This window comes from Actinophytocola sp. (assembly GCF_045807065.1).
GTDB lineage: Bacteria > Actinomycetota > Actinomycetes > Mycobacteriales > Pseudonocardiaceae > Actinophytocola.
In genome coordinates this window covers 1-26,435 of the sequence record NZ_JBJMIE010000212.1, presented here as the reverse complement: position 1 = coordinate 26,435, position 26,435 = coordinate 1, and the positions used below count along the sequence as shown (strand labels likewise).

General features: G+C 71.8%; 22 protein-coding genes. 11 read left to right on the top strand and 11 right to left on the bottom strand.

Annotated features, from left to right (window positions below):
- Positions 1–97 precede the first annotated feature (97 nt).
- The 5 genes from ACJ73U_RS12470 to ACJ73U_RS12450 all read right to left on the bottom strand — a co-directional run bounded on the left by ACJ73U_RS12470 (position 98) and on the right by ACJ73U_RS12450 (position 4,392).
- Positions 98–1,603, bottom strand: a complete 1,506-nt coding sequence (locus tag ACJ73U_RS12470) for an ASCH domain-containing protein (RefSeq protein ID WP_407777737.1) — start codon at positions 1,601–1,603, stop codon at positions 98–100.
- Positions 1,604–1,609: 6 nt separating this feature from the next.
- Complete coding sequence (locus ACJ73U_RS12465; protein ID WP_407777736.1) at positions 1,610–2,221, bottom strand: AAA family ATPase; 612 nt, start codon at positions 2,219–2,221, stop codon at positions 1,610–1,612.
- Positions 2,218–3,126: a hypothetical protein gene (locus ACJ73U_RS12460; protein ID WP_407777735.1), complete on the bottom strand. Its 909-nt coding sequence runs from the start codon at positions 3,124–3,126 to the stop codon at positions 2,218–2,220. Before ACJ73U_RS12460 ends, ACJ73U_RS12465 begins: the two co-directional genes overlap by 4 nt.
- Positions 3,127–3,241: 115 nt before the next feature.
- Positions 3,242–3,499 (bottom strand): DUF397 domain-containing protein, encoded by a 258-nt coding sequence (locus ACJ73U_RS12455; RefSeq protein ID WP_407777734.1) that lies wholly within the window; start codon positions 3,497–3,499, stop codon positions 3,242–3,244.
- Between the two features lie 26 nt (positions 3,500–3,525).
- Positions 3,526–4,392 (bottom strand): helix-turn-helix domain-containing protein, encoded by an 867-nt coding sequence (locus tag ACJ73U_RS12450; protein ID WP_407777733.1) that lies wholly within the window; start codon positions 4,390–4,392, stop codon positions 3,526–3,528.
- A 394-nt stretch (positions 4,393–4,786) separates the two neighbouring features.
- On the opposite strand from ACJ73U_RS12450, the gene ACJ73U_RS12445 reads away from it, so the two are divergent.
- Complete coding sequence (locus ACJ73U_RS12445; protein ID WP_407777732.1) at positions 4,787–5,083, top strand: hypothetical protein; 297 nt, start codon at positions 4,787–4,789, stop codon at positions 5,081–5,083.
- Here ACJ73U_RS12445 and ACJ73U_RS12440 read toward each other — a convergent pair.
- Entirely contained in the window at positions 4,994–7,720 is a 2,727-nt protein-coding gene (locus tag ACJ73U_RS12440; protein WP_407777731.1) for an AMP-binding protein, read from the bottom strand. The genes ACJ73U_RS12445 and ACJ73U_RS12440 overlap by 90 nt on opposite strands.
- Before the next feature lie 257 nt (positions 7,721–7,977).
- Between ACJ73U_RS12440 and dpgA the strand changes: the two genes are divergently transcribed.
- From dpgA to ACJ73U_RS12395, 9 genes are all read left to right on the top strand, one after another.
- Positions 7,978–9,126 carry a 3,5-dihydroxyphenylacetyl-CoA synthase DpgA gene (gene dpgA, locus ACJ73U_RS12435; RefSeq protein WP_407777730.1) on the top strand — a complete coding sequence of 383 codons (1,149 nt, stop codon included), beginning with the start codon at positions 7,978–7,980 and terminating at the stop codon, positions 9,124–9,126.
- 20 nt (positions 9,127–9,146) lie between these two features.
- Entirely contained in the window at positions 9,147–9,857 is a 711-nt protein-coding gene (gene dpgB, locus ACJ73U_RS12430) for an enoyl-CoA-hydratase DpgB (RefSeq protein ID WP_407777729.1), read from the top strand.
- Entirely contained in the window at positions 9,854–11,062 is a 1,209-nt protein-coding gene (dpgC, locus tag ACJ73U_RS12425; protein WP_407777728.1) for a (3,5-dihydroxyphenyl)acetyl-CoA 1,2-dioxygenase DpgC, read from the top strand. The genes dpgB and dpgC overlap by 4 nt, the downstream gene beginning before the upstream one ends.
- On the top strand, positions 11,062–12,702 hold the full coding sequence (locus ACJ73U_RS12420; RefSeq protein ID WP_407777787.1) for a thiamine pyrophosphate-binding protein: 1,641 nt from the start codon (positions 11,062–11,064) through the stop codon (positions 12,700–12,702). Before dpgC ends, ACJ73U_RS12420 begins: the two co-directional genes overlap by 1 nt.
- The gene (locus tag ACJ73U_RS12415; protein WP_407777727.1) at positions 12,699–14,156 is read left to right on the top strand and encodes an aldehyde dehydrogenase family protein; all 1,458 of its coding nucleotides are present in this window, start codon (positions 12,699–12,701) and stop codon (positions 14,154–14,156) included. The genes ACJ73U_RS12420 and ACJ73U_RS12415 overlap by 4 nt, the downstream gene beginning before the upstream one ends.
- The gene (gene dpgD, locus ACJ73U_RS12410; RefSeq protein WP_407777726.1) at positions 14,153–14,938 is read left to right on the top strand and encodes an enoyl-CoA-hydratase DpgD; all 786 of its coding nucleotides are present in this window, start codon (positions 14,153–14,155) and stop codon (positions 14,936–14,938) included. The genes ACJ73U_RS12415 and dpgD overlap by 4 nt, the downstream gene beginning before the upstream one ends.
- A gap of 23 nt (positions 14,939–14,961) precedes the next feature.
- Positions 14,962–15,084, top strand: a complete 123-nt coding sequence (locus ACJ73U_RS12405; RefSeq protein ID WP_407777725.1) for a hypothetical protein — start codon at positions 14,962–14,964, stop codon at positions 15,082–15,084.
- A 99-nt stretch (positions 15,085–15,183) separates the two neighbouring features.
- The gene (locus tag ACJ73U_RS12400; protein WP_407777724.1) at positions 15,184–15,447 is read left to right on the top strand and encodes a CopG family transcriptional regulator; all 264 of its coding nucleotides are present in this window, start codon (positions 15,184–15,186) and stop codon (positions 15,445–15,447) included.
- 2 nt (positions 15,448–15,449) lie between these two features.
- Positions 15,450–15,830 (top strand): type II toxin-antitoxin system VapC family toxin, encoded by a 381-nt coding sequence (locus ACJ73U_RS12395; protein ID WP_407777723.1) that lies wholly within the window; start codon positions 15,450–15,452, stop codon positions 15,828–15,830.
- Positions 15,831–15,902: 72 nt separating this feature from the next.
- Here ACJ73U_RS12395 and ACJ73U_RS12390 read toward each other — a convergent pair whose 3' ends face one another.
- Positions 15,903–16,853: a zinc-binding alcohol dehydrogenase family protein gene (locus tag ACJ73U_RS12390; RefSeq protein WP_407777722.1), complete on the bottom strand. Its 951-nt coding sequence runs from the start codon at positions 16,851–16,853 to the stop codon at positions 15,903–15,905.
- Positions 16,854–16,965: 112 nt separating this feature from the next.
- Here ACJ73U_RS12390 and ACJ73U_RS12385 point away from each other — a divergent pair, with 112 nt between their 5' ends.
- Positions 16,966–17,409 carry a MarR family winged helix-turn-helix transcriptional regulator gene (locus ACJ73U_RS12385; protein WP_407777721.1) on the top strand — a complete coding sequence of 148 codons (444 nt, stop codon included), beginning with the start codon at positions 16,966–16,968 and terminating at the stop codon, positions 17,407–17,409.
- 74 nt (positions 17,410–17,483) lie between these two features.
- Here ACJ73U_RS12385 and ACJ73U_RS12380 read toward each other — a convergent pair whose 3' ends face one another.
- From ACJ73U_RS12380 to ACJ73U_RS12365, 4 genes are all read right to left on the bottom strand, one after another.
- Positions 17,484–18,473, bottom strand: coding sequence for a quinone oxidoreductase family protein (locus tag ACJ73U_RS12380; RefSeq protein WP_407777720.1), 990 nt, complete (start codon positions 18,471–18,473; stop codon positions 17,484–17,486).
- Between the two features lie 13 nt (positions 18,474–18,486).
- On the bottom strand, positions 18,487–19,653 hold the full coding sequence (locus ACJ73U_RS12375) for an FAD-dependent oxidoreductase (RefSeq protein ID WP_407777719.1): 1,167 nt from the start codon (positions 19,651–19,653) through the stop codon (positions 18,487–18,489).
- A 20-nt stretch (positions 19,654–19,673) separates the two neighbouring features.
- Positions 19,674–24,689, bottom strand: coding sequence for an SDR family NAD(P)-dependent oxidoreductase (locus ACJ73U_RS12370; RefSeq protein ID WP_407777718.1), 5,016 nt, complete (start codon positions 24,687–24,689; stop codon positions 19,674–19,676).
- On the bottom strand, positions 24,686–26,435 hold a 1,750-nt coding region (locus tag ACJ73U_RS12365), incomplete at its 5' end, for a type I polyketide synthase (RefSeq protein ID WP_407777717.1). The genes ACJ73U_RS12370 and ACJ73U_RS12365, both read right to left, overlap by 4 nt.

Sequence of the window (26,435 nt, the reverse complement as noted above, 5' to 3'; positions counted from 1 at the left end):
GACGGTACGTCCGGCCTTACCGGTCACCGCACCCCTCTTCGTACCCGGAGGGACCCCCTGTTCACCCCAGTCTTGTTGGTGACACGGATTTTCAGACTCACGTTGGGGACGCCTGATCCGCCGATCCCGCTACGCGACCGACGTGATCGACGAGTTCGATGCCGATCGCGACGACGCCGAGGGCTTCGCGTTCGGGAGGATAGATCTGACGGATGTTGTTCAGTTGTTCTTCCCTGGTCGCCAACGGGTTGACCGAGGCGACGGTTTCATGGGCGAACATGTCGTCGAAGTTCGCGTAGCGCGCGATCCGGGTGACTCGGGTGAGGACTTCGTCGCCCTGGCAGCGGAACCGGATCAGCGAACCCACCCTGATCTTTCTGCGGCTGGAGTCGTTGACGCGGATCTCGGTCGTCTTGCGGCCGGTGGCGATGAGATCGAAGTAGCGCTTGTAGATGCCCATCTCGTGGGCACGGACGACGGCTTCGGTGGGACGGGCGCTCATGAGTCGGCCGAGTTCCTTGACGGTGAACGAGCGGAAGAAGTGTTTGGGGTCGGTGAGCAGTTCACCGACCAGCCAGACCAGGGCGTCGACGTAGTTGTCGACATCGCCGGGCCACGCGGTGGTGTCGAGCATCCAGGGTTCGATCTCAGCGGGCAGAGCGTCGCGGCCACGTTCGCGCAGCAGTGACTTCGAGAGTTTCGCCCCGGTCGGGGCCAGTACCTGGGGTGTGAAGATCCTCGACGGCATCCGTGTCGGCGGGGTGCCCAGCGCGGCGAGTGCGCCGTCGACGAGTTGGCAGCCGAAGGTCCAGTCGCCGCCCTTCAGCATCACGTGCAGCGTGCTGTTGTCGCGCCCTAGTGCGCGTTCCTTGATCAGGTTGCGATAAAGGGTGGCCAGGTCGACGTAGGGCTGGTCGTCTTCCGGGTCGATGTGCGCCTCGTAAGGGCCGTGGTCGAGACAGACCGCGGTGAAGGTGGCACCGTCCTCGTCGAGGTGGCCGAGTTTGGTTCGGTCGGCGCGTTTCTCCGCCCAGCCGCAGTCCGGGCAAGGGAGGCGGACGTGGACCACACCGTGCGACGGCGCCATCCACCAGCGGATGTCCTCCAGGCGCTCCAGTGTGCGCAGGAACTCGGCACGGAAGCCGGGGCTGGCTTGTTGGTCGGTATAGGTCTCGATCATGTAGTCGGTGTCCGTGGCCTCGGACAGCAAGTCGAAAAACGCCCGGTAGTAGCCCTCGATCAGCTCGCTGATCTTGTCTTTGCCGAGGGCGTGGTAGTAGGTCTGCTGGTAGGCGCTATGGGTTTCAGGGTCGAGCACCACGTCGTGAGGCGCGTTGTCCAAGGCGCCGAACCGCACCACCGTATCGATCGAGAACTCGCGGCGCGCGATCTTCGCGAGCAGGAACGCCGCGGTCTGGACCAGGTTCGTCCCGAGGTGCGGGGCGCCGTTGATCTGGGTGCCGACGACGAACTCGATCCGGTCCGGTCGGGCCGCGAGGACGCGGGGGCGCAGGATGTCGATCGAGCGCAGCAGTGCGTTGGCCAACACGCTGTTCGGGGAGAGCAGCAACCCGGGTGTGCCGGGTTTTCCGTTGCGGAACAACGCGGGTCACGCTCCTCGGCTGGGTTTGGGCAGGCGCAGGTTCGAGCAGATGAAGTCCAACCGCGCGGTTGCGGCGTCGGGGGCGACGAACACCGGCTCGTAGCCGGCGTCGTAGTAGCCCTGCACGATCAGTTCGTGGACGCGGCGAATCTCGCGGTCCTTGGCCCAGACGATGTCGTCGGGGTCCTCGAAGGTGTCCAACGGGTCGAGCACGAAGACCTGTTCGTAGCGGTAAAGCCGGGTGGCCTCCTCCAGCTGCGGAGTGGGGCCCAGTCCGAAGAACGCGTCCCAGCCGTAGCCGTCGGGGATTCCGCGGTTGTAGAACCGGATCCCGTGCTTGTGCGCGGTGTACTCGGCGATGAACGCCTTCAACACTTCCAAGGAGTACTCGCGCCGGTCCTCGCGGCGCAGGTGCCGGCCCAGCCTTTCGCGGTGCTCGCGGTAGATCTGCCGGCCCGGTTCCTCGGCCATGCACGGGATGCCAGCGGCGTGGATCGCGGCGATCAGGTCGTCCTTGCCCGAGGACGGGCCACCGGTGATGACGTAGCGGCGCGGGACACCGGCTGCCGCCTCCGCCAGGGCCGCGGTCAGGACGGGATTGGTCGCTGTGGTGCTCACAGGGTTGATCCGTTCTCGTGCTTGATGCTGTGTCGGGAGGATGTCGACCGCGTGAGGAACCCGTTGACCCAGGTGTTGCCCAGCTCGGTCTCGCCGTGCAGGGCGGCCACGAACTGCTCCCGACTGGCGCCGCCCGCGGCGGCTTCGACAAGCCGGGAAGCCTGTGCCGGGGTCAGGACCGGGGTCCAGCCGGCCAGTGCGACCAGTTCCGCCGGCCCGATGTCGGCTTCCAGGGCGAATGCGGTGGTGTAGCTGGTCGCCTCGGCGCGGGCGACTGCCCACCGCCAGGCCGCGGTGACCGCGGCGATGATGATGCTCGTCCGGCCGGCCTCCAGACTGATCAGCCGCTCGACGGCCAACAGTTCGGCTCGGGCCGCGTAGAGCACCGACCAAATCCGGCTCAGCTGCTCCTCGTGCTCGGCGACCTCCCAGGCGAACGGGTCGGCCGGGACCGGCTGCCGCGTGGTGGCCGGGGCCAGCCGTGGGGCGATCAACGTTGAGCGGGTGAACCGGTCGGCGTCGGACAGCAGTTCCCAGGCGACCTTCTCGACCAGTTTCGGCTCGATCCGCTTGCGGAAGTGGTGGACCTCGTGTCCCGCCGCCTCCGCGGCGAGTTCGCGCCGGAGGGTGAGGTTCAATCCCGGCTCGGCCGGTGGCAACCCGAACAACGCGCGCACCGCAGGCGCGTAACGAGCATCGTCGAAACGGGCCAGCAGCCCCCGCAGAGTGCCGTCCAGCGCGGCCGTCCTGCTCGACGCGTCAGCCGGGTCAACCGCCCGTGCGACGACACCGCGCAGGTCCAGCAGCACTGCGTCCGCGCCCGTCGGGGTCACCGGCAACCCACGCCTGAGCAGCCGCTGCACGCCCGCGACCACCCCGTCCACTGCTGGGCTTTTTCTGGGCATGGATTGAGTGAACCACAATGCCCAAAAAATGCCCAGTTCGACGTCCGCGGCGACACCGACCGATCGGGCTATGTATGCGCCCGCACGCCGGGGGCACTGGACGGCATGGTGGCTGCTACACGCCTGACGTGATCGACGCGCGGAACTCGTGCCATCCGGACGTGGGGACGGTGAGCATCCCGCCATCCGGGTTCTTCGAGTCCCGCAGGGCGATGACGGGTGAGGTCCAGGCGACCTCGACGCAGGAGGAGTTGCCATTACCCTCGCTGTAGGTCGACTTCCGCCACTGGCCCACCTCGACGCAGTCGGAGTTGGTGTTGCCCTGGCTGAAGCTGGACTTCCGCCATACCCATCGTCCGTGGGAGCTGGTCATCTGGTCGTTCCTCTCGGTGCGTGCAGTCAGGGCTGCGACAGCTCCCGCAGGAACGGGCGGGTCTGCTCCGGTCCAAGGGCGTGAACCCGCTGGTGTTCCCAGAACGTCGTGAACCTCGCGAGGTTCTTCTCGTCGTGCAGGATGTCGCCTCCGTCGTACTTCTCAACGTACGTCACCCGGACAGCGGGTTCTGTGTCAAACCCGAAGATCACATAGGTCTCTTCCTGGCCTGGGTAGTAGCCGTGCCGGAACGGGGCGACCTGTAGCTCGACGTTGGGCCGGTCGATGGCGTCGAGCAGCACTCGCGCCTGACCTCGCAGAACCGAGTTCCCGCCGTCGATGCCCTCCAGGGAGCGCAGGGCTGCCTCATGGACGACGAACCAGAACTGCTGGTCGGTGTTGGCCAGCGCGGCCTGCCGCCCGAGGCGTCTTTCGACACCTCGCTCGATCTCATCCGCCGGCCATGACGGGCGGTAGGCGCGGAACAGGTAGCGCATGTACTCCTCGGTCTGCAGCATTCCTGGGATCACCATGCTGTTGTGCCGCCAGGTCGTGGTCGCGCTGAACTCCATGTCGACCACCTGCCGCATGATGCCCTCGAACTTGCTGCGCAGGGTCCCCTTGCGGCGAGGCAGCTGCTTGCGAGCGAGGTCGGCCAGCTCGAAGTACTCACCGCGTGCGGCACCGTCGACGCCGTACACGTCCAGCAGCAGCTCCAGGTCACGCCGGTTCACCGCGCTCACCGCGGTCTCGCCGTTCGCGACCTTCTGCTGTGACCACCCGAGTCGCTTGGACACGTCGTCCTGGGACAGCTGCACGCGTTCCCGAGCAGCCTCCAGCTTGCGACCGCACATGATCTTGTAGACCAGCGGCGGCAGCGGACCACGAGCCATGAACCAGACCTCCGTCATCTTCCACGCGAACTGATCACGCACAGTAGCAGTCGCAGATTCACCCGAAAGTACAGGTACTAATACTGGGTACCCATTGTACTATTACCCCTGAAAGCAGCGGTGTCACACACGATAGCGGGTACGCAATGGGTACATACACGAGCGGTTCGGCAACACGCTGTGTGTATCGATCTGACTTTTCGGTGCGCCGCGGCACGCCGTGTTCTCGCTCGACCGTGGCTGTTCCGGTCGGGCTGCCGACGGGTCGCCGGGCCTGTTCGAGTCCCGCGCCAGGCCGCACCCGTCAGGCGGTGGAACCGGGGGAATCCCCCGCTCCCGGTTCCACCGCCACTCCTTCCGCCAGGAACCGCCGCACGAACACCCAGGAGAAGACATGTTGGGAACCAGCCTGCTCGTCCGCTCGTACGTGGTGATCAACGAGGGCTGCCCGTTGGCGATCACCCAGGAGGGCACGGACCACGTGCTGATCGTGTGCGGCGGACCACCCGGCGACGCGTTCGAGATCGTGGTGCAGCACCAGGCGCTCCGGGCGCTGGTCGAACTCGGCATCGACGCGCTGCGGCGGTGCCACGAGGACGCGCTACGGCAGTGCCACGAAAGGGCCGTGCGAACCGGAGGTGCGACCGTCGACAGGCCGCATGGTGATCAGGCGGGGTACGCCGGCGCGTAGGGCCGCGTCGAACATGGCCATGGCCTCCTGCGGTGACAGGCCCGTCTCGCCGATCACGCCCACCGACAGGGACAGGGCCTGCTGACCGGTCAGGTGGCGAATGCCGGCGATGGCGCCGAGGCACGCGTCGACCGCCGTCGTCGCGGCGTGGAGGTTGCCTGGTGCGGTGCCTCCCGCGGTGGAGACCAGGACGAAGGCGGCCAGGTCCAGACCGGTCGTCAGCTCGTGCAGGTGCACGGCCGGGGTGATCCTGCGGTGCAGGGCCGCCGCGGGGTCCTCCGCCACCGCGGTCGCCAGCAGGCCGCCGGGGTCCAGGCCGGCGGCGTGCACCACGGCGGTCAGCGGGGCTTCTTTCGGGATCCCGGCGAGCAGTGCGGCCAGAGCGGCGCGGTCGGCGTGGTCCACGGCGGCGGTGCGGACCGTGACCTCCGGTCGTGCCAGGGGGTCGGGGGTGAAGTGGTCGGGGTGGGTGCCCGGGCCGGTAGGGGTGGTCAGCAACAGGCTTCGCACGCCGTGCGCGGTCACCAGGTGTTTGGCCAGCTCCCTGCCCAGGCCGGCGGTGCCGCCGGTGACCAGGACGGTGCCCGCCTGCCTCAACCGCACGCCGCCGGTCTGCTCGGTGCCCACCCTCGCCAGCTGCGGCACCAGTGGGATGCCGCCCCGGACGGCCAGGCGCGGACGGTCCAGGGCACCCAGTGTGGCAATGGTTTCGGCGGTCAGGGCGGTGTCCGTGTCGATCACCAGCAGGCGGCCGTCCGCGTCCGACTGGGCCGCGGTGGCCAGGCCCCACAGCGCGGGGGCGCCCAGGCCGGCCACCCGTTCGCCCGGGTAGGTGTTGACCGCGGTGGTGGTCACCAACGCCAGCCGCGCACCGGGTGGCCACGGGTGGGTCAGCCAGGTGGTGATCTGTTCGGCGACGGCCAGGGCGCCGGCCATGCTCACGTCGGCCGGTGCGCGCAGGACGACCAGGTCCGGTAGTGGCGCGTGCCGGTCGACCTGCTCGCCGAACTCGGCCACCCGCGGTGCCGCCCGCGTCGCGCCGCGGTCGAGCAGCGGGGTCCAGTCCAGCCTGAACAGCTGCTCGTAGTGGGTGCCCCCGACCGCGCGGAGCTTCGCCGGGAGGGTGTGCAGGCGGTGTCTGGCCACCTTGCCGGAACGCGATCTCGGTACCGCGTCGATCTCGAACAGTTCGACCGGGACCTTGGCCCTCGGCAGTTCCCGCGAACAGGCGGCCAGTACCCGGTCCTGGTCGAAGCCGGCCGGGCCGGGGGCCACGAACGCCACCGGGATCTCGCCGAGCACCTCGTGCGGGCGGCCCACCACCGCGGCGTCGGCCACGCCGGGGACCGCGCGGAGGACCGCCTCGATCTCCTCCGGGTGGGTACGTTCACCGCCGGTGGTGATCAGTTCGGCCAGGCGACCGTTGATCCGCAGGTGGCCGTCGGCGTCCAGGCACGCCAGGTCGCCGGTGCGGTACCAGCCGCCGCGCAGCGCGTCGTCCGACGCCTCCGGGCGGTCGTGGTAGCCGATCATCAGGTTCGGGCCGCGGACCAGGACCTCGCCCTCCTCACCGGGTGACAGGTCATCGCCGGTGGCCGGGTCGACCACGCGGACCGCGAGGCCGGGCACCGGCAGGCCGGCCGAGCCGCCCGGGGTGCCGCCGTCGGTCCAGCTCACGGTGATCGGGCCGGCGGTCTCGGTGGCGCCGTAGCTGTTCAGCAGGGGCACGCCGAACGTCTCCGCGAACTCGGCGGACAGCGCGGGAGCGGCGATCGCGCCGGTGGACAGGCACACCCGCAACCGGGAGATCGCCGCCCGCGCCGGCTGGTCGGCGCGGCGCAGCAGGTCGGCGTACAGGGTGGGGGCGCCGACGAGGAACGTGTGCCGGCCCGTGCGCAACGCGTCCAGCACGGCGTCGGCGGTGATGCCGTCGGCGAGGGTGGCGGCCGCGCCGGTGGCGATCGTGCCGACCACGCCGAGGACCTGGGCCAAGCTGTGGTGCAGGGGCAACGGGCAGAGCAGGTGGTCCGCGGCGGACAGGCCGAGGATCGGGGCGTAGCAGGCGGCGACCGACCACAGGCAGTTGCGCTGGCTGGTCAGCACACCCTTCGGCGGCCCGGTGGTGCCGGAGGTGTACATCAGCCAGGCCGGCTCGGTCAGATCGAGGTCGTCGCGCGGCGGTGGCGCGTCGGTCGCGGCGAGCCGGTCGACCGACCGGCGTGCCGGTGCGTCCGCACCCGTGACCAGCACGGTGCGGCGAGTGCCGCGGCTGATCGTCGCCTCCATCACCGACTGCCCCCGGGCGTCGGTGATGACCAGCGTGGCACCGCTGTCGGCGAGCAGGTACGCCAGCTCGTCGGCGGGCGCGCGGAGGTCGAGCGGCACGCAGATCCCGCCGGCCCTGGTGATCGCGAGGCAGCACTCCACCATGTCGACGCCGCCCGGCAGAGCCACCGCGGCCCGTCCGCCGGGGCGCAGCCCGTGCTCGGCGAGGTGCCCGGCCAGCCTGGCGGTCCGCCGCGCCAGCTCGGCGTGCGTGACCGACCGGCCGGCGTCCGCGAACGCGAGCCGGTCGCCGACGCGCGTGGCGTTGGCCTTGATCAACTCCGGCAGCGGCCGGATCAGCTCGGTGCGCACCGTGCCTCCCTCGCCGGGCCTGGCGACATGGGCTCCGCGCGTTGCGACATGGTCACTCCGCGGGCTCCGCTCCAACGCCTCCCACAGTCGCAGCCCGCCTGTGGCCGCCGACACCCCAACCCACCCCCTCAACCCCCCTAGGAAATGCGCGGACACCATTTCCCCGAGTCCTCGTCCACGCCATTCGGCAATCCGCTCGGGTAACTTCGCGATAGCCCGTCCCATCACTTCCAGGCCCATCGGAGAAAGGGGATGAAGTGACCGGACAACTGTCCACGATCGCCGTCTCACCCACCATGGAGCCGGCGTACTCACCTGGGTTGACCGGGTCAGGACCGGCCGCGAAGATCCTCGGCATCGCTACCGCGACACCCCCGAACTCCTATTCCCAGGCGGAGCTCATCGACATTTTCGGGGTCACCGACGAGCGTATTCGGTCGGTTTTCCTGAACAGTGCCATCGAGCGCCGGTCCCTGACCCTGCCGGAGCGCGCGCCGGACGGCACCATGCACCAGGAGAGCCAGGGTGAGCTGCTGCGCAAGCACCGCAGCACGGCCATCGACATGGGGTCGCGTGCCATTTCCGCCGTGCTCGGCAGGACCGGGTACGACCTCGACGACGTCGGCTACCTGACCTGCGTCACCACCACCGGGTTCCTCACCCCCGGCCTGTCCGCGCGGATCATCGCCGAACTGGGGCTCTCGGTGCACACCAGCCGGCTCGACGTGGTCGGCATGGGCTGCAACGCCGGGCTCAACGGGCTCAACGCGGTGGCCGGTTGGGCCCGCGCGCACCCCGGCCGGGTAGCGGTGATGCTGTGCGTGGAGGCGTGCTCCGCGGCGTACGTGTTCGACGGGACCATGCGCACGTCCGTGGTGAACAGCCTGTTCGGTGACGGTGCGGCCGCGGTGGCGATCCGGGCGGTGCCTTACGACGAGCCGGAGGTCGCCGAGCCCGGGGTGACCGGGCCGGAGGTGCTGAAGTTCGCGAGCTGCCTCATCCCGGACGCGATCGACGCGATGCGCTACGACTGGGACGACGAGGCCGGCAAGTTCAGCTTCTACCTCGACCGGGACGTGCCCTACGTGGTCGGCGCGCACGCCGAGCTGATCGTGAACCGGCTGCTGACCGGCACCGGGCTGCGGCGCAGCGACATCGCGCACTGGATCGTGCACTCCGGCGGCAAGAAGGTCATCGACTCCGTCGCCGTCAACCTCGGCCTGACCCGCCACGACGTCCGGCACACGGTCACCGTGCTGCGGGACTACGGGAACCTCTCGTCCGGCTCGTTCCTGTTCTCCCTGCGCCGGCTGCTCGACGAGGGCGTCGTCGTGCCGGGCGACCTCGGCGTGCTGATGACCATGGGCCCCGGCTCGACCATCGAGACCGCGCTGGTCCGCTACTGAAATCCCGGAAGGACAAGACAATGACCGTCAGCGACGTCGTCTTCAACCGATCCACCACAAAGGACGCGCGGCTGTCCGTCGACACGTCGAGCCCGCTGAACGGCACGCTCATCTCCGGTGTCGAGGCGCTCTGCGACCACGCGGAGGACGCGGCGGAGGAGATCACGGTCGTCATCGAGCTCGCCGACGCCTCCGGCGGGACCGGGCACTGGCCCGGCCCGGGCGCCGGCGAGGCCGGGGTGGCGGTGGTCAACAAGTGGGAGCGGGCGCTGCGCCGGCTCGAGCGGGTGCCGGCCACGGTGATCGCCACCGCGCACGGCCCGTGCTCCGGCCCCGCTCTGGAGCTGCTGCTCACCGCCGACCACCGCATCGCGGCCGAGGACCTGCGCCTGAACCCGCCGACGTTCCACGGCCAGCCGTGGCCCGGCATGGCCGTGCACCGGCTCGCCACCCAGATCGGCGTGGCCAGGGCGCGCCGGCTGGTGCTGTTCGGCACCGCGCTCGACGCGGCCACCGCGGCCCGGATCGGCATCGTCGACGAGGTCGTCGCCTGCGCCGGCGAGCTGCCCGAGGCGGTCGGCTACGCCGCGACGCTGCTGTCCGGTCTGTCCGGCGCCGAGCTGGCGATCCGCCGCCGGCTGCTGCTGGACGCCACCACGACCCCGTTCGAGGAGTCGCTCGGCGCCCACCTCGCCGCGTGCGACCGGGTGTTACGGCAGGCCCGCCCATGATCTTCGAGGCACCCCCGACCGTTCCGGTGTTCGGCTCGTCGGTGTCCGACGAGGCGCGGCACAGGCGGACGGACTTCATGCGGGCACACGCCCGCACCGTGTACGCGGAGCTGACCGACCGGTTCACCACGCGGCTGCGCATCGACGAGCTGGTCGCCGCCGCGGCGGTGCGGTTTCCCGGCCTCGTCCCCTCCGCCGAGGAGATGGCGGCCGAGGAGGCGTTGCCACAGCAGGACAAGCTCGGGCGCGAGATCGACCAGGGCATCTTCCTGCACCACGTGCTCGCCGACGAGGTGGCCGGCACCCACCTGGCGGAGACGATGCTGGCGCCGACGCCACGGGCGCTGGAGCTGCTGCCGGAGTTCACCGGGACCGGGTACGTCGACCTCGGCGTGGTGCGGATCCGCCGGGAGGGCGACGTCGCCCACCTGACCGTCCACAACGAACACTGCCTCAACGCGGAGACGGTCGCGCACGTCGAGGACATGGAGACCGCCGTCGACATCGCGCTGCTCGACCCGGCGGTCCGGGTCTGCGTGCTGCGTGGCGCGGTCATGTCCCACCCCAAGTACGCCGGGCGCCGCGTGTTCAGCGCCGGGATCAACCTGCGGGAGCTGCACGCCGGGCGGATCTCCTACCTCGGCTTCCTCATGCGCCGCGAGCTGGGTTACCTGAGCAAGATCTACCGCGGTGTCCGGGTCGACGGCGACTGGCGCACGCGGGTCGCGGAGAAGCCGTGGGTGGCGGCGGTGGACACGTTCGCCATCGGCGGCGGCATGCAGCTGCTGCTGCTGTTCGACTACGTCATCGCCGAGCACGACGCGTTCGTCAGCCTGCCGGCCGCGCAGGAGGGCATCGTGCCCGGCGCCGGGAACCTCCGGGTGGCACGGCTGACCAACGGCCGGGTGTCCCGGCAGGTCATCCTGTCCGGGCGCAGGCTCTACGCCGGCGAGCCGGACGCGGCCGGGATCTTCGACGAGGTGGTCGACCAGGCCCACATGGACGACGCGGTCGCCGACGCGGCGGCGCGCATGGCCGCGCCGGCCGTCGCACCCAACCGGCACATGCTGCACACCTCGGAGGAGCCGCTGTCGCTCTTCCGGGAGTACATGGCGGAGTTCGCCCTCCAGCAGGCGCTCCGGCTGTACGGCGCGGACGTGCTGGACAAGGTGAACAACGGCTGGCGGGCGAAGGGCGCGGCGTGATGCGACCCATCGACGCGATGCTGGCCATCCTGCGGGACGAGGGCGTCACCACCGTGTTCGGCAACCCGGGCACCAGTGAGCTGCCGTTCGTGGACGGGCTGTCCCAGGTGGACGACATCGACTACGTGCTCGGCGTGCACGAGGGTCCGCTGGTGGCGATGGCGTCCGGGTACGCCCGCGCCACCCGGCGCACCGCGTTCGTCAGCCTGCACATCGCCGCCGGGCTGGCCAACGGGCTGGTCGGGCTGCTCAACGCGTCCCGGTCGCGCACTCCGCTCGTGGTCACCGCCGGCCAGCAGGACCGCCGGCACCTGGCGAGCGACCCGATGCTCTCCGGCGACCTGGTCGGGCTGGCGAAGGCGGCGGTCAAGCAGACCTTCGACGTGCAGCACGCGCACGACCTGCCGATCATGCTGCGCCGGGCGTTCGCCGCCGCGGCGGCACCGCCGGCCGGGCCGGTGTTCCTGTCCATCCCGATGGACCTGCTCGCCGAGGACACCGACGTGTCGGTGCCGCGACGGTCCACCGTGGCCGGACTGCCGGCCGCGGCCGCGCTGCCGGAGGCGGCGGACATCCTGTGCGCCGCGCACCGGCCGGCGATCGTGGCCGGCGACGGCGTCGGCCGGGACGGCGCCGTCGCCGACCTGGTCGCGCTGGCCGAGGCGATCGGCGCGACCGTCTATCACCAGCCGATGCACGACGAGGTCGACTTCCCGGCCGGCCACCCGCTGCACGCGGGGATCCTGCCGCCGACCAACGCCGGCATAAGGCAGCGGCTGGCCGGCCACGACCTGGTGTTCATCGTGGGCACGCACGCGTTCATGGCGCACCACTACACGCCCGGCCCGGCCATCCCGCCGGCCGCCCACGTCGTGCAGCTGGACACCGATCCGGCGGAGCTGGGCCGAAACTTCCCGGTCCGGCTCGGCCTGCTCGGCGCGCTCGGTCCGAGCCTGCGTGGGCTCGCCGAGCTGGTCGGCGACTTCCCGCCGGCCCGGACCCGGATCAGGTTGGCACGCAGGGAAAGCCTGGCGCGGGCGGTCGAGGTGGACCGCAAGGTGCGGGCGGCCGCCGGTGCCGCGCCGCTGGACCCGTACGGCGCGGTCGGCGCGATCGCGGCCGGGTTGCCGGCGGACGCGGTGGTCGTCGAGGAGGCCATCACGACCGGCGTGCTGCTGCGGGACATGCTGCGCCTGGACCGGCCGGGTGCGCTGGTGCACACGGTCGGCGGCGGACTGGGCAACGGGATCGGGTTGGCCGTGGGGCACCGGATGGGCGCGCCGGACCACCCGACCATCGCCGTGCTCGGCGACGGCTGCGCCATGTTCGGCCTGCAGGGGCTGTGGACCGCCGCGCGCTACCGGGTGCCGGTGACGTTCCTGGTGATGAACAACGGGGAGTACCGCACGCTCAAGCAGACCCTGGACTCGTGGGGCAGCGCGTCCAGCGCCACGGGCCGCTACGTCGGGCTGGACATCGGCCACCTCGACTTCACCCACGCCGCCGAGTTCTTCGGCATCGACACGGTGCGGGCGACCGACACCGACCACCTGCGGGAGATCGTGGCCAAGTCCGCGATCGCCGACGGTCCACTGCTCGTCGACGTACCGATCACCGGGCACGCCGGGAGAAACCCATGACCCTCATCGATCCCGACACCAGCGACACCAGCGGCGTCTTCGACGGCGCATGGCGGCCGTCCCGCGGCGGCACGCTCGAGGTGACCAACCCCGCCACCGGCACGCGGATCGCCACGGTCGGGCTGGCCGACGCCGACGACATGAAGCTCGCGATCGCGGGCGCCGTGGCGGCCGCGCCGGCGTGGGCGGCGACCTCGGCACACGTCCGCGCGGAGACCATGCGCAACGCCGCGCAGGTGCTCACCGTGCACCGCGAGGAGGTCATCGGCTGGCTGGTCCGCGAGGGCGGCGCCGTCCGCGGCAAGGCCGAGTACGAGGTCGGCGCCAGCATCGACGAGCTGTGGACCGCGGCCGCGATCGCCACCCGGCCACCCGGGCACGTGCTGGCCGCCGGGCCGGGTGAGCACAGCGTGGCGACCAGGGTGCCGCACGGCGTGGTCGGTGTGATCAGCCCGTGGAACGTCCCGCTGCTGCTGGCCATGCGTGCGCTCGCGCCGGCGCTGGCGCTGGGCAACGCGGTCGTGCTCAAGCCCGACGTGCACACCCCGGTGTCCGGCGGGCACGTGATCGCCCGCGTGTTCACCGAGGCCGGCCTGCCGCCCGGCGTGCTGCACGTGCTGCCCGGCGACGCCGCACCCGGTGAGGCGCTGGTCAGCCACCCCGACGTGGCGATGATCGCGTTCACCGGGTCGAGCGCGGTCGGCCGGCGCATCGGCGCGACGGCCGGGCGGCTGCTCAAGCGGGTCTCGTTGGAGCTGGGCGGGAACAACCCGTTCCTGGTGCTGGCGGACGCCGACGTCGAGGCCGCGGCGTCGGCCGGCGCGTGGGGGTCGTTCTTCCACGGCGGGCAGATCTGCATGCAGGCCGGGCGGCACATCGTGCACCGCGCGGTGGCCGAGGAGTACGTGGGGCTGCTCGCCGCGAAGGCCGGCGCGCTGCGGGTCGGTGATCCGGCCGGCGACGTGGACCTGGGGCCGCTGATCAGTCCCGAGCAGCTGTCCAGGGTGGACCGGATCGTCCGCGAGACGGTGGCGGCCGGCGCCTCGCTGTTGGCCGGCGGGGTTTCCGACGGCCAGTGCTACCTGCCGACCGTGCTGGGCGGGGTGACCCCCGGCATGCCGGCGTTCGAGGAGGAGATCTTCGGCCCGGTCGCCCCGGTGACCGTCGTGGACAGCGACGACGAGGCGGTCGCCATGGCCAACTCGACCGAGTACGGCCTGTCCGCGGCGGTCTTCACGTCCGATGTGGCCAGGGGCGACGCTCTCGGCACCCGGCTGCGGGTCGGCATGGTGCACGTCAACGACCAGACCATCAACGACGCGGCGCACGTGCCGTTCGGCGGGGTCGGCGCGTCGGGCAACGGCGCCCGGCACGGCGCGGACCACAGCTGGGACGAGTTCACCCGCTGGCAGTGGCGCACGACGAACACGACCCCGGTCCGCTACCCATGGTGATCAGGTACGAGAAGTCCGGCCACGTCGCGCGGGTCACGCTCAACCGCCCGGAGGTGCTCAACGCGATGAACCTCGCGATGCACGCCGAGCTGTGCGCGGCCTGGGACGACATCGAGGCGGACGACGAGATCTGGGTGGTGGTGCTGACCGGCGCCGGGGACCGCGCCTTCTCCGTCGGGCAGGACCTCAAGGAGCTGGTACGGCGGATCGAGGCGGGGACGGCGACGTCCACGTTCGGCAGCCGCGACAAGCCGGGCTGGCCGCGGCTCACCGAGCGGTTCCGGTTCGCCAAGCCGGTCGTCGCCGCGGTCAACGGCCTCGCGCTGGGCGGTGGCTTCGAGCTGGCACTGGCCGCCGACATCATCGTGGCGGTCGAGGAGGCCGAGTTCGCCCTGCCCGAGGCCCGGCTGGGTCTCATCGCCGGCGCGGGCGGCGTCTTCCGGCTCACGCAGCAGATCCCGTACCGCACGGCCCTTGGCTACCTGATGACCGGCAGGCGCATCCCGGCGTCGCGTGCGCTTGCCCTGGGTCTCGTCAACGACGTGGTGCCGGCGGAGTCACTGGAGTCCTGTGTGGACGGCTGGGTGAGCGATCTGCTGCGCGCCGCGCCCCTGTCGGTCCGCGCGGTGAAGGAGGCGGCCTCCCGGGCGCTCACCATGCCCGTGGAGCAGGCCTTCGCGACCAGGTTCACCTGGGAGGAGAAGAGGACGCACAGCGCCGACGCCGAGGAGGGCCCGCGCTCCTTCGTCGAGAAACGTGAACCCCAATGGCGTGGTTCCTGACAACCGGAAAGGCAGGTAACACCATGGCAACTCCGCAAGGCCGCATCATCAACGGCACCTGGACGCCAGCTCCGGACCGCCGTGCCCCGTGGCTGCCCAGGCTGCGCCGCAGACCCACCCGCCGCGGCTGCGACGACCACCGCTGATCCCCCGTACCGGGGCGGGCACCGCCAGGTGCCCGCCTCCCGGCCGCCCGCCCCGCCCGTTCGACAGGCGTGACCCGTGAGTGGTGTATGATGTGGTGTATGAAGCGGACGAACATCTACCTGGACGAGGAGCAGGCCGAGCTGCTCGACAGTCTCGCGCACAGTCAGGGCGTCTCCCGAGCCGAGATCATCCGCAGACTGCTCGACCGCTCTCTGCACGACGAGGTCGATGACGTCGCCGTGGGACTTGCCGCGATCGACGAATCCTTCGGGGTCCTCGCGGATGCCGATGACGAATGGCCCGAGCGTCGCGCCAGTGGTCGAGAGGACCACCTGGCCAGGATGTGGGCGGCCAGGCCGTAGTCATGTACCTGATCGACTCCGACGTGCTCATCGCCCATCTGCGTGGCGTTGTGGCAGCACGAGACTGGCTGCGGGAAGGACGACGCGCCAGCCCACTCGCCATCAGTGCCGTCTCCGTCGCCGAGATCATCGGCGGCATGCGCTCGGCCGAACGACGAGAGGTCTGGCAGCTACTCGGTTCGTTCCGCGTCGAACCGGTCACCGGACCCGCCGCCAGCCGAGCCGGCGAGTACATGCGGACCTACCGCCGCAGTCACAACGGAATCGGCATCGCCGACTACCTCATCGCCGGGACAGCGGAGGTCCGCGGCCTTCAGGTAGCCACGCTCAACGTGCGCCACTTCCCGATGTTCGACGACCTCAAGGCTCCTTTCACCCTCTGACGCTCGATGCCCTCTCACCTGCCAGAAGCCGACCAGCCCGAGGGCCGGTCGGCTTCTCTCTGGCCGTCGAGGTCAGGGGATCATGACGACGCGCTTGCCGTTCCTGTCGCCCTGGTTCCAGACCGTGTTGATCTCGGACAGGTGGGTCGGGGCGGTGTCGACCTTCAGGGTGCCGTTCGCGGCGTGGGCCATGGCCTGGCCGAAGGTGTCCAGGAACAGCTGGAACGGAGGCATGCCCGTGCCGACGATGGTCAGGCCCGCGGAGCGCAGGGCGGCGGCCGGCAGGGTGATGGTCGGGCCGGCGCCCTCGCCGATCTGGACGATCTTGGTGGCGAAGCTGTCCGCGTCGAAGTCGGGGCGGGTCAGAGCGGCCAGGAGGGCCTCGGTGGGCTTGCCCCAGACGAAGTCGAGGACCGTGTGGAAGCCCGGCTCGGCGCTGAAGGCCTTCACGAGCTGCTCGTGCGGCTGGTCGAGCTGGATGGTGGCGTCGGCGCCGAGCTCCGGCAGGGTGGCCAGGATCTCCTCGTTGCGGCCGGCGGCGACGACGCGGCCGGCGCCCAGCAGCTTCGCGATCTGGATGGCCAGCTTGCCCGCGGTGCCGGTGGCCCCCAGGACGAGCACGGTCTGACCGGGCTCGACCTTGGCCTGGTGCACCATCGGCAGCCAGGAGGACAGGGCCGGGTTGGGGATGGCGGCCGCGGTCACGTCGTCGACGTCGTCGGGGATGGGCCAGCAGCGGGCCTGGTGCGCGACCGCCTTCTGGGCGAAGGTGCCGAACGGGGCACGAGGACCGCCGAAGAAGACGCGCTTGCCGTCCTCCAGCACGCCTACGCCGTCCAGGCCGACCACGAACGGCACCTGCTTCTGGCTGGCGTAGTGGGCGCCGGAGGCGGTCGCCTTCGTCGACGGGTTCAGCGCGGCGGCCTTGACCGTGATCAGCACCTCCCCCTCGCCCGGCACCGGCTCGTCGAACTGGCCGAACTTGGGAGCCTGCCCCAGTTCGCGAACCACTGCTGCGTCCATCGTGGACCTCCGTAGTCATGTCCTCCGTGCATCATGCACGGAAATCGTAGCACGGTAACCGTGCATGATGCACGGGGTTTCTCTCGCGAAACTTCCGTGTATAGTGCACGGAGTGAGCGACCTGCAGGCGGCACTGACCGAGGCCATGGAGCTGATGAACAAGCCCCGGTTCCACTCGATCCTCATCGAGCGGGCCGGGGTCGATCTGGACCGTGCGCTGTTCCCGCTGCTCATGCGGATCGGCGCCGCCGAGCGGATCGGCGTGGTCGAGCTGGCCGCGCAGGCCAACCTGAACCACTCCACGATCAGCCGCCAGCTCGCCAAGCTCGAGGAGCGCGGGCTGATCACCCGCGCCAGGAGCGCCACCGACCAGCGCGTGATGGAGGCGTCGGTGACCAGGGCGGGCCGCAAGGTGCTCGCCGTGCTCGGCGAGACCCGAGGTCGGGGCCTCGCCGAGATCACGGCGGACTGGAGCGAGCGGGACGTGGCCACGCTGACGCGACTGCTCGTCAAGCTGACCACCTCCATTCGCGCATACACCGAAACTAACGCCTAGCTGTGTACACGGGGCAGACGTGATCATGCCCGACAGGGGTCGATAGGGGTCGACACCTGGTGGCATAACGGGCATCAGGGCACCAAAAGCACGCGTCCCGCCGACTCCCGGGACTCCACGGCCCGGTGCGCGCCCGCGGCGTCGGCCAGCGGGTAGCGGCTGTCGATGCGCACGACGATCTCGCCCGTGCGCATCTGCTCGAACAGCTCCGCGAGGAACTCCTTCGGCGGCCACTCGTCGAAGTAGTTCGGCAGGCAGAACCGGGTGACGAACAGCGATCCCTTGTCGTTCAGGCGCATCAGGTCGAACGGCGGCACGAACCCGCTCGCCTGCCCGTAGACGAGGAGGTACCCGCGCGGCGCCAGGCTGTCCAGGTTGGCCTCGAACGTGTCCTTGCCGGCGCCGTCGTAGACGGCCACGACACCCTTGCCGGTGATGCGCCTGACCTCGGCGGCCACGTCCACGTCGCTCGCGGCCACGACGACCTCGTCGGCGCCGGCCTCCTTCGCCACGGCGACCTTGGCCTCACTGGACACGACGCCGACGACCCGCGCGCCACGCCGCTTCGCGTACTGCGTGATCAGCGAGCCGACGCCGCCGGCGGCCGCCTGCACCATGACCCAGTCGCCCGGCTCCAGCGGGTGCGCCTCGTGGGTGATCTTGTAGGCGAGCAGCCCCTGGATGAGCACGCCGGCCGCCTCACCGAGGTCGACGCCCGCCGGCACAGGCACCACGACCGCCGCCGGGGCGATCACGTGCGTGGCGTAGGCGCCGTCGGCCATCGCCCAGGCCACCCGGTCGCCGACCGCGAAGTCGGTGACGCCGGAGCCGACCTCCTCGACATAGCCGGCGCCCTGGTAGCCGGGCGAGAGCGGGAGCAGCGCGTCCTGCTCGTAGTACTCCCGGTCGGCCAGCTGCCCGCGGCGGTTCATGATGTCGAAGAAGGTGACCGCGGCCGCCTCGGTGCGCAGCAGCAGCTCCCCCTCGCCGACCGGCGGTAAGGTCAGGTCTTCCAGCACGAGCACCTCCGGCTCACCGAAGGCGTGCTGGCGAACGATCTTCATCGGGGAATCTCCTTCAGCGGTTGAGGAAGTTGCTGAACGTCTTGATCTGCAGGCCCTGGAAGCCGGTCAGCGAGACGCCTTCCCTGCTCTTGAACAGGCCCGGCATCGACTGGCCCTGCTTGCCGGTGAGCACGGCGTACGCGTAGAGCATCCGGACGCGGCGGCGGCGCTTGCGCTCGTAGGCACGCAGCAGCGAGGCCGCGTCGCCGGGGTGGTTCAGCGTGTTGCGCAGCACCCACGCGTCCTCCAGCGCCTGGTTGGCGCCCATGCCGGTGCGGGGTGGGACGGCGTGCACGGCGTCGCCGGCCATGGTGATCCGGCCGCGGCCCCACCAGCGCGGGACCTTGTGCACGATGTGCGGGAACACGCTGACGTCGTCGTCGGTGATCGAGTCGAGCAGCTCGGGCAGCGGGTGGGCGAAGTCGGCGAAGCGGGAGCGCAGGTTGGCCAGCGGCGAGGTCGTGGCCTCGGCGCCCGGCGCGGGCGGCGGGGCGACGTCGCCGTTGGTCCACGGGGTCTCGAACGCCCAGTACAGCATGCTCTCGCCCAGCGGGTGCATGACGCACAGGCCGTGCTTGCCGGCGAGGGTCTGCACGCGGTGGCTGTTGGTGAGCGGGACGTCCAGCCTGGTCGTGCCGTGCCAGGTGGCCCAGCCGGTGTACTTGGCCACGCTGCGGCCGAACAGGTGGTTGCGCAGCACCGAGCGGTGGCCGTCGGCGCCGATCAGCACCTCGGCCTCGAGGACCGTGCCGTCGGCCAGCGTGACCAGGACCGGGTCTTTCGAGCCCGCGGGCGGCTCGGTGAACTTCGTGGCGAGCGAGCCGAAGCGGAGCGTGCCCACCGGCAACTCGCCGGCGATGTGCTCGACGAGCGCGCTGCGGCGGATCACGATGTTCGGGCTGTCGAACCGCTGCGCGATCCGGTCCAGCTCGACCCGCACGAGCGGCTCACCGGCCTGGGACTGGATGTCCACCCGGTCCAGCCGGTGGCCGGGCAGCTTCTGGTGGGGGATGCCGAGCTCGCCGAGGATGCCGGTGGCGTTCGGCCACAGGATCACCCCGTAGCCGCCCTTGCGCAGTTCCTCGGCCTGCTCCAGGACGAGCACGTCGTGCCCGGCCTGGGTGAGCGCGAGTGCGGAGGCGACCCCGGCGAGGCCGGCGCCGATGATGACGACCTTCATGACAGTCCTCTCGTGTTGGGTCAGCCGGCCGGGGTCAGCCGGGCTGGGGTCTCGGTTCCTGTCGTCCCGGTGTCGATACCGGTCTCGACGAGCCAGTCCGCGAGCGTCGCCGCGCAGGCCGTCGAGTGCTCCTCGAGGATGCTGAAGTGGTCGCCGGGGGACGTGCGGGCGTCGTGGGGCAGCGCCCAGAACGCCTGCCAGGACAGGGAGTCAGCGACGGTGTCGGCCCACGGGTCGCCCGCCTTGATCAGCAGGGTCGGCGTGTCGACCGGCGCCGGGTCCCAGCCGGTGAAGATCCGGTGGTAGGCGCCCATCGCGGCGAGGCGGGTGTCGTTGCCCATCGCGAACTTGCTCTCCCGCGACAGCATGGCGGCGGCCATGGACGGTTCGAGTGACGGCAGCTGGTCGTAGTCCGGCGCGTACGTGTCGATCAGCGTGAGCGCGGCCGGGCGGCTGCCCAGCTCCTCCAGGCGCCGGGTTACGGCGTGCGCGACCCAGCCACCCGCCGACCGTCCGATGAGGACATACGGGCGGTCACCGGCGAGCTGCCGGACGCTGAACGCGTGCCAGTCGGCCAGCGCGTCCAGCGACGCGGGCACCTTCTGCCCGGTCAGGAAGCCCGGTTCGGGCAGGACGAGCACGTCGCGGTGGTCGCGGAAGTAGGTGGCGAACCGCGCGTACTCGTGCGGGCCGGACACCGGGCTGAACGACGGCAGGCAGATCAGCAGCGGGCCGCCGGTACCGACGGCGAGCCGGTCGGGCTCCACGAACTCCGGCTCGGTGAACGCGGGCTGGAGCTTCGAGGCGACCTTCAGCAGCTCCAACGCGTCCTGCGACCGCGCACGCAGACAGGCCTGCCAGTACAGGGTCGCGAGTGGACCGTCGAACTCCTCCCGCCGTTCCGCCGGCGCGGCCGTGTGCCCGATCGTGCCGAGCAGGTAGTCGGCCAGCGCCTCCGGGGTCGGGTGGTCGAAGATCATGTTGGTCGGCAGCTTCAGCCCGGTCGCCGCGGTCAGCCGGTTGCGCAGCTCCAGCGCGGTGAGCGAGTCGAACCCGAGCTCCAGGAACTTCCGCTTCGTGTCGACGGATTCCGCGTTCGGGTGGCCGAGGACGGCGGCGGCGCGGCCCGCCACCAGCTCGACCAGCACGGCCCTGGCCTCGTCGGCGGGCAGCCCGGCGATGCGGTCGGTGACGCGCTGCTCGGCCTGTGCCACGGCGGTGGCGGCCGGCTTGACCAGTGCCCGCAGCAGCGGTGGGATCTCCCCACCCGCGGGGGCGGTGAGGTCGAGCTTCGCGGTGACCAGAGCGGCGGGGCCGGCGACCCGGGCCGCGTCGAGCAGCGCCATTCCCTCCACTGTGGACAGCGGCTCGACGCCGCCCCGGCTCATCCGCTCCCGGTCGGCCTCGCCGAGGTGCGCGGTCATCCCGGACCGTTCCGCCCACAGGCCCCACGCCATCGCGACGCCCGGCAGTCCGGCGGACCTGCGGTGCGCGGCCAGCGCGTCGAGGAACGCGTTCGCCACGCCGTAGGCGCCCTGGCCCGCACTGCCGAACGTGGCGGCGGCCGAGGAGAACAGGACGAACTCGGTGATCGGGTGGTCGGCGGTCAGCTCGTGCAGGTTGACCGCCGCGTCCACCTTCGGCCCGAGCACGGCGTCCAGCGACTCCGCCGTGATCGACGTGAGCAGCCCGTCGGCGATGACCCCGGCGGTGTGGAAGACGGCGGTCAGCTCCACGTCCGACAGCAGCGCGGCGAGCGCGGCGCGGTCACTCGCGTCGCAGGCCTCGAGCCGGACGGTCGCGCCGGCCTCGGTCAGCTCGGCGACCAGCGCCGCGGCGCCGGCCGCGGCCGGACCCGATCGGCTGACCAGCAGCAGGTCCCGCGCACCGGTGGCGACCAGGTGCCGGGCCAGCGCGGCGCCGAGCGTGCCCGTCGCACCGGTGACCAGCACCGTGCCGTCCGGGGTGGCCGGTGCGGTGCTGGCCAGGCCTCTGGTCAGCCGGGGCACCATGATCTCGCCGTCCCGGACGGCGATGATCGGTTCGGCGACGGTGAGCGCCAGCCCGAGCTGGTCCGGCGGCACGTCCTCGGGGGCGTCGAGCAGCGCGAACCGGCCGGGATGCTCCGCCGCGGCGGCCCGGATCAGGCCGGCGACGGGCGCGAGGCGCAGGTCCGGCGCGTCGGTGTGGACGGCGCCGGACGTGCGCAGCACCAGCCGGCCGTCGGCGCTTTCCGTGCTGTCGGCGGCGAGCCAGTCCCGCAGGTGGCCGAGCACGGTCGCGGTGACCTCGCGGACCGCCGCCGGCAGGTCCGCCGCCGCCGGCATCGCCAGGTCGACGACCGTGTTCGCGCCGGCCTGGCCGCCGGTGGCGGGCACCCACTCGAGTGCGAACAGGTGTGGTGTGTGCTCGGGCGGCGGGCCGGCCAGCCAGAACCGCTCGTGCTGGAACGGGTAGGTGGGCAGCTCGACGCGCGAGGCGCCGGCGATGAGCGGCTCGATGTCCACGGGGACGCCGCGCACGTGCAGTGTGGTCAGCGCGGTGAGGAAGTCGACGAGGTCGCCCTGGTCGCGGCGGAGCGTCCCGGTGGCCACCGTCGCGGCGTCGCTGCCGTCGAGGGTGTCCTGGACGGCCATGGTGAGCACGGGGTGCGGGCTGGACTCGACGAACGCGTGGTGCCCCGACTCGGTGAGCGCGCGGACCGCGCCGGCGAACTCGACGGTCGAGCGCAGGTTGCGGTACCAGTAGTCGGCGTCGACCGGCACGTCCAGCCAGCGGGAGTCCACCGTGGAGTAGAACGGGATCGCCGGCTCGCGCGGGGTGATCCCGGCCAGCGCGGTGAGGATGTCGTCCCGGATGCGTTCGACGTGCACCGAGTGCGACGCGTAGTCCACCGGCACCCACTTGGCCCGCACACCCTCCTCGGTGAGCGCGGTGACCAGTTCGGTGAGGCCCGCGGTGTCGCCGGACACGACGGTCGCGGCTGGTCCGTTGATCGCGGCGATCGAGACCCCGGCAGGCAGCCGGCCGGCCAGGTCGCCGACCGGCATCGCGACCGACACCATGCCGCCCAGCCCGGCGAACGCGCCGATCGTCCTGCTGCGCAACGCGACGACCGTCGCCGCGTCCCGGAGCGACAGCGCACCGGACACGGCGGCCGCCGCGATCTCGCCCTGCGAGTGCCCGACCACCGCCGCCGGCCGGACGCCGAAGGACTGCCACAGCGCCGCGAGCGAGACGTTCACCGCCCACAGCGCCGGCTGCACGACGTCCACCCGGCGCAACGCGTCCGCGTCGGCGAGGACGTCCCGCAGCGACCAGTCCACGACGGCTGACAGCGCCTGCGCGCACTCGTCCAGCCGGGCCGCGAACACCTCGGACGCACGTGCCAGCGCCAGGCCCATGCCGGCCCACTGGGCACCCTGCCCGGGGAAGACGAACACCGTGCGACCGGTGACGTCGGCGTAGCCGGTGATCGGGTCGTTCAGCGCGGTCAGGAAACCCGGCACGTCCGCGGCCACGGCGCCGGCGCGGTGCGGGAAGCGGGCGCGTGCCGCCAGGGACCGTGCCACGTTTCCCGTGCCGAGGGCCGGGTTGGCGGCGACGTGGGCACGCAGCCGGCCGGCGGCGTCGAGCGCGGCCTGTTCGGTGCGGCCGGACACCACCCACGGCACCGGACCGTCCACACGGGACTCGGGGAACGCGTCGCCCTGCTCGACGATCACGTGCGCGTTGGTGCCGGAGATGCCGAACGAGGAGATGCCGGCCCGGCGCGGGCGTTCGCCGGCCGGCCACGCCGTGCGTGCCGTGAGCAGCTCGATCGAGCCGGCGGTCCAGTCCACGTGCGCCGAGGGGGTGTCGACGTGCAGCGTGGCGGGCAGCAGCTCGTGCCGCAGCGCGAGCACCATCTTGATCACCGCGGCCGCCCCGGCCGCGGACTGGGTGTGCCCGATGTTGGACTTCACCGAGCCGAGCAGCAACGGCGTGGCCCGGTCGCGGCCGTAGGTGGCCAGCAGCGCCTGCGCCTCGATCGGGTCGCCGAGCCGGGTGCCGGTGCCGTGCGCCTCGACCACCTCCACGTCCGAAGTGGACAGTCCGGCGTCGGCCAGCGCCGCCGTGATGACCCGCTCCTGCGAGGGGCCGTTCGGCGCGGTCAGGCCGTTCGACGCGCCGTCGGAGTTCACCGCCGAGCCGCGCACGACCGCGAGCACCCGGTGGCCGTTGCGCCGGGCGTCGGACAACCGCTCGACCAGCAGCATCCCGGCGCCCTCGGCGAACCCGGTGCCGTCGGCGGCGTCGGCGAAGGCCTTGCACCGGCCGTCCGGCGCCAGCCCGCCCTGGCGGCTGAACTCGACGAACAGGGCCGGGGTCGCCAGCACCGCCACTCCCCCGACCAGCGCCAGGTCGCAGTCGCCGGCCCGCAGCGACCGCACGGCCAGGTGCAGTGCCACGAGCGACGACGAGCACGCGGTGTCCACCGTGATGGCCGGGCCCTCCAGGCCGAGCGCGTAGGCGATCCGGCCGGACGCGACGCTGCCCGCGCCGCCGTTGCCGAGGAACGGCACGACCTCCTCGGGGACCTCCCCGCCCCGCATGGTGTAGTCGTGGTACATCAGCCCGGCGAACACGCCGGTCGCGGTGCGCCGCAGGGAGACCGGGTCGATGCCGGCGTGCTCGACCGCCTCCCACGAGGTCTCCAGCAGCAGGGGCTGCTGCGGGTCCATGGCCAGCGCCTCACGCGGGGAGATGCCGAAGAAGCCGGGGTCGAACTCGGCCGCGTCGGCGAGGAACCCGCCGTAGCCGGCGCCGGTCCAGCCGCGGTCCCGGGGGAACGTGCCGACCGCGTCGCCGTCGTCGGCGAGCAGCGCCCAGAACTCGTCCGGGTTGGTGATCCCGCCCGGCAACCGGCAGGACATGCCGACGATCGCGATCGGCTCGGTGTGCCGGTCGACCTCGGCACGCAGCCGCTCGTTGTCCTTCATGGACGCCCGCAACGCGGTGACGACGCGTTCGGTGCGTTCGTTCTGGTCGCTCACAGCGCACCTTCCAGGCCCAGGGCCAGCTCGACGAGGTCGTCCACGGCCAGGTCGTCAATGGCGGACTTGTCGTTCTCGACCGGTGCGGCCGGCTCGGCCGGCAGCAGGTCGGCGCCCAGCCGGACGGCCAGGTCCAGTGGGGTCGGGTAGTCGAACACCAGCGTGGCCGGCAGGCGCAGGCCAGTGGCGGCGTGCAGGCGGTTGCGCAGCTCGACCGCGGTGACCGAGTCGAAGCCCAGCTCGCGGAACGCCCGGTCGGCCTCGACGTCGTCGGCCGTGGTGTGGCCGAGGACGCCCGCGACCTGCGTCCGCACCACGTCCAGCAGCAACGTCTTCCGCTCGTCCACCGTGGACAGCGCGGTCAGCCGCTCGGCCAGGCCGGCCGTGTCGACCCGCGCGGTCGCGGACTTGCGGGCGGCGCGGACGATCCCCCGCAGCAGCGGCGGGATCGTGCCGCCGGCACGCACCGCGGCCAGGTCGAGCCTCGCCGGCACCACGTGCGCGTCCGCCACGGCCCGGGCGGCGTCGAACAACGCGAGGCCGTCGCTCTCGGTCAGGGCGACCACGCCCGCCGTGCGCAGGCGGTCCAGCTCGATGTCGGTGAGGTGGCCGGTCATCCCGCTCGGCGCCGCCCACAGGCCCCAGCCGAGCGCCTTCGTGCCCGGCCGCGTGCCGGCCAGCACGTCGAGGTACGCGTTGGCCGCGGCGTAGTTGCCCTGGCCGGGGCTGGGGAACGTCGCTGCGGCCGAGGAGAAGAGGATCAGCTCGACCTCGGGAGCGAGCAGCTCGACCAGGTTGGCGGCCGCGTCCACCTTGGGGCGCAGCACGTTCGCCACCTGCTCGGGGGTCATGGTGTCGATCAGGGCGTCGTCGAGCACGCCGGCCGCGTGCACCACGGTCCGCACCGGGTGCTCGGCGAGCACGGCGGCCAGCACGTCGCGGTCGGCGGCGTCGCAGGCCACCGCGGACACCTGGGCACCGAGGTCGGCCAGCTCGGCGACCAGGTCCGAAGCCTGGCCGGTGCGGCTGGCCAGCACCAGGTCCGCGATGCCGTGTTCGGTGACCAGGTGCCGGGCCAGGGCGCTGCCGATGGTGCCGGTACCGCCGGTGACGAGCACCGGGCCGGTGATCGGGCGCCGCTCCGCCGGCCCGCGCCTGGCCAGCCGCGGCACGAACAGCCTGTCACCGCGGATGGCCACCTCGGGCTCGCCCGTGGCGAGGGCGGCGGGGATGAGCGCGTCGTTGTCGCTGTCGACGAGGACGAACCGGTCGGCCTGCTCGGCCTGGGCGGAGCGGACCATGCCCCACACCGCGGCGGTGCCCACCGCGCTCGCGTCCGGGCCGGCGGCGCCGCGGGTGACGAAGACCAGCCTGGTGTCCTGCCGCGCGTCCCGCACGGCGGTCAGGGCCGCCATCGCCGAGTCGTACGGTGTGCCGGCCGGGACCTCGACGATGACCGCGTCGGTCGCCGGCGGGGCCGCGTCGGCCGGGACCGGGGTCCACTCGACCGCGAACAGCGAGTCCCGCATGTGCCCGGCCCGCAGCGCGTCCTCGCTGATCGCGCGGACCGTGAGACCGTCCACGGTGGCCACGGGGGCACCGGTCGGGTCCGCGACCGCGATGGCGACCGAGTCCGGGCCGGTGCGGGTCAGCCGGACCCGTACCGCGGTGGCGCCCGTGGCGTGCACCGCGGTACCGGCGAACGCGAACGGCAGGCCGGCGGTGTCCAGCAGGCCGAGGCCGAGC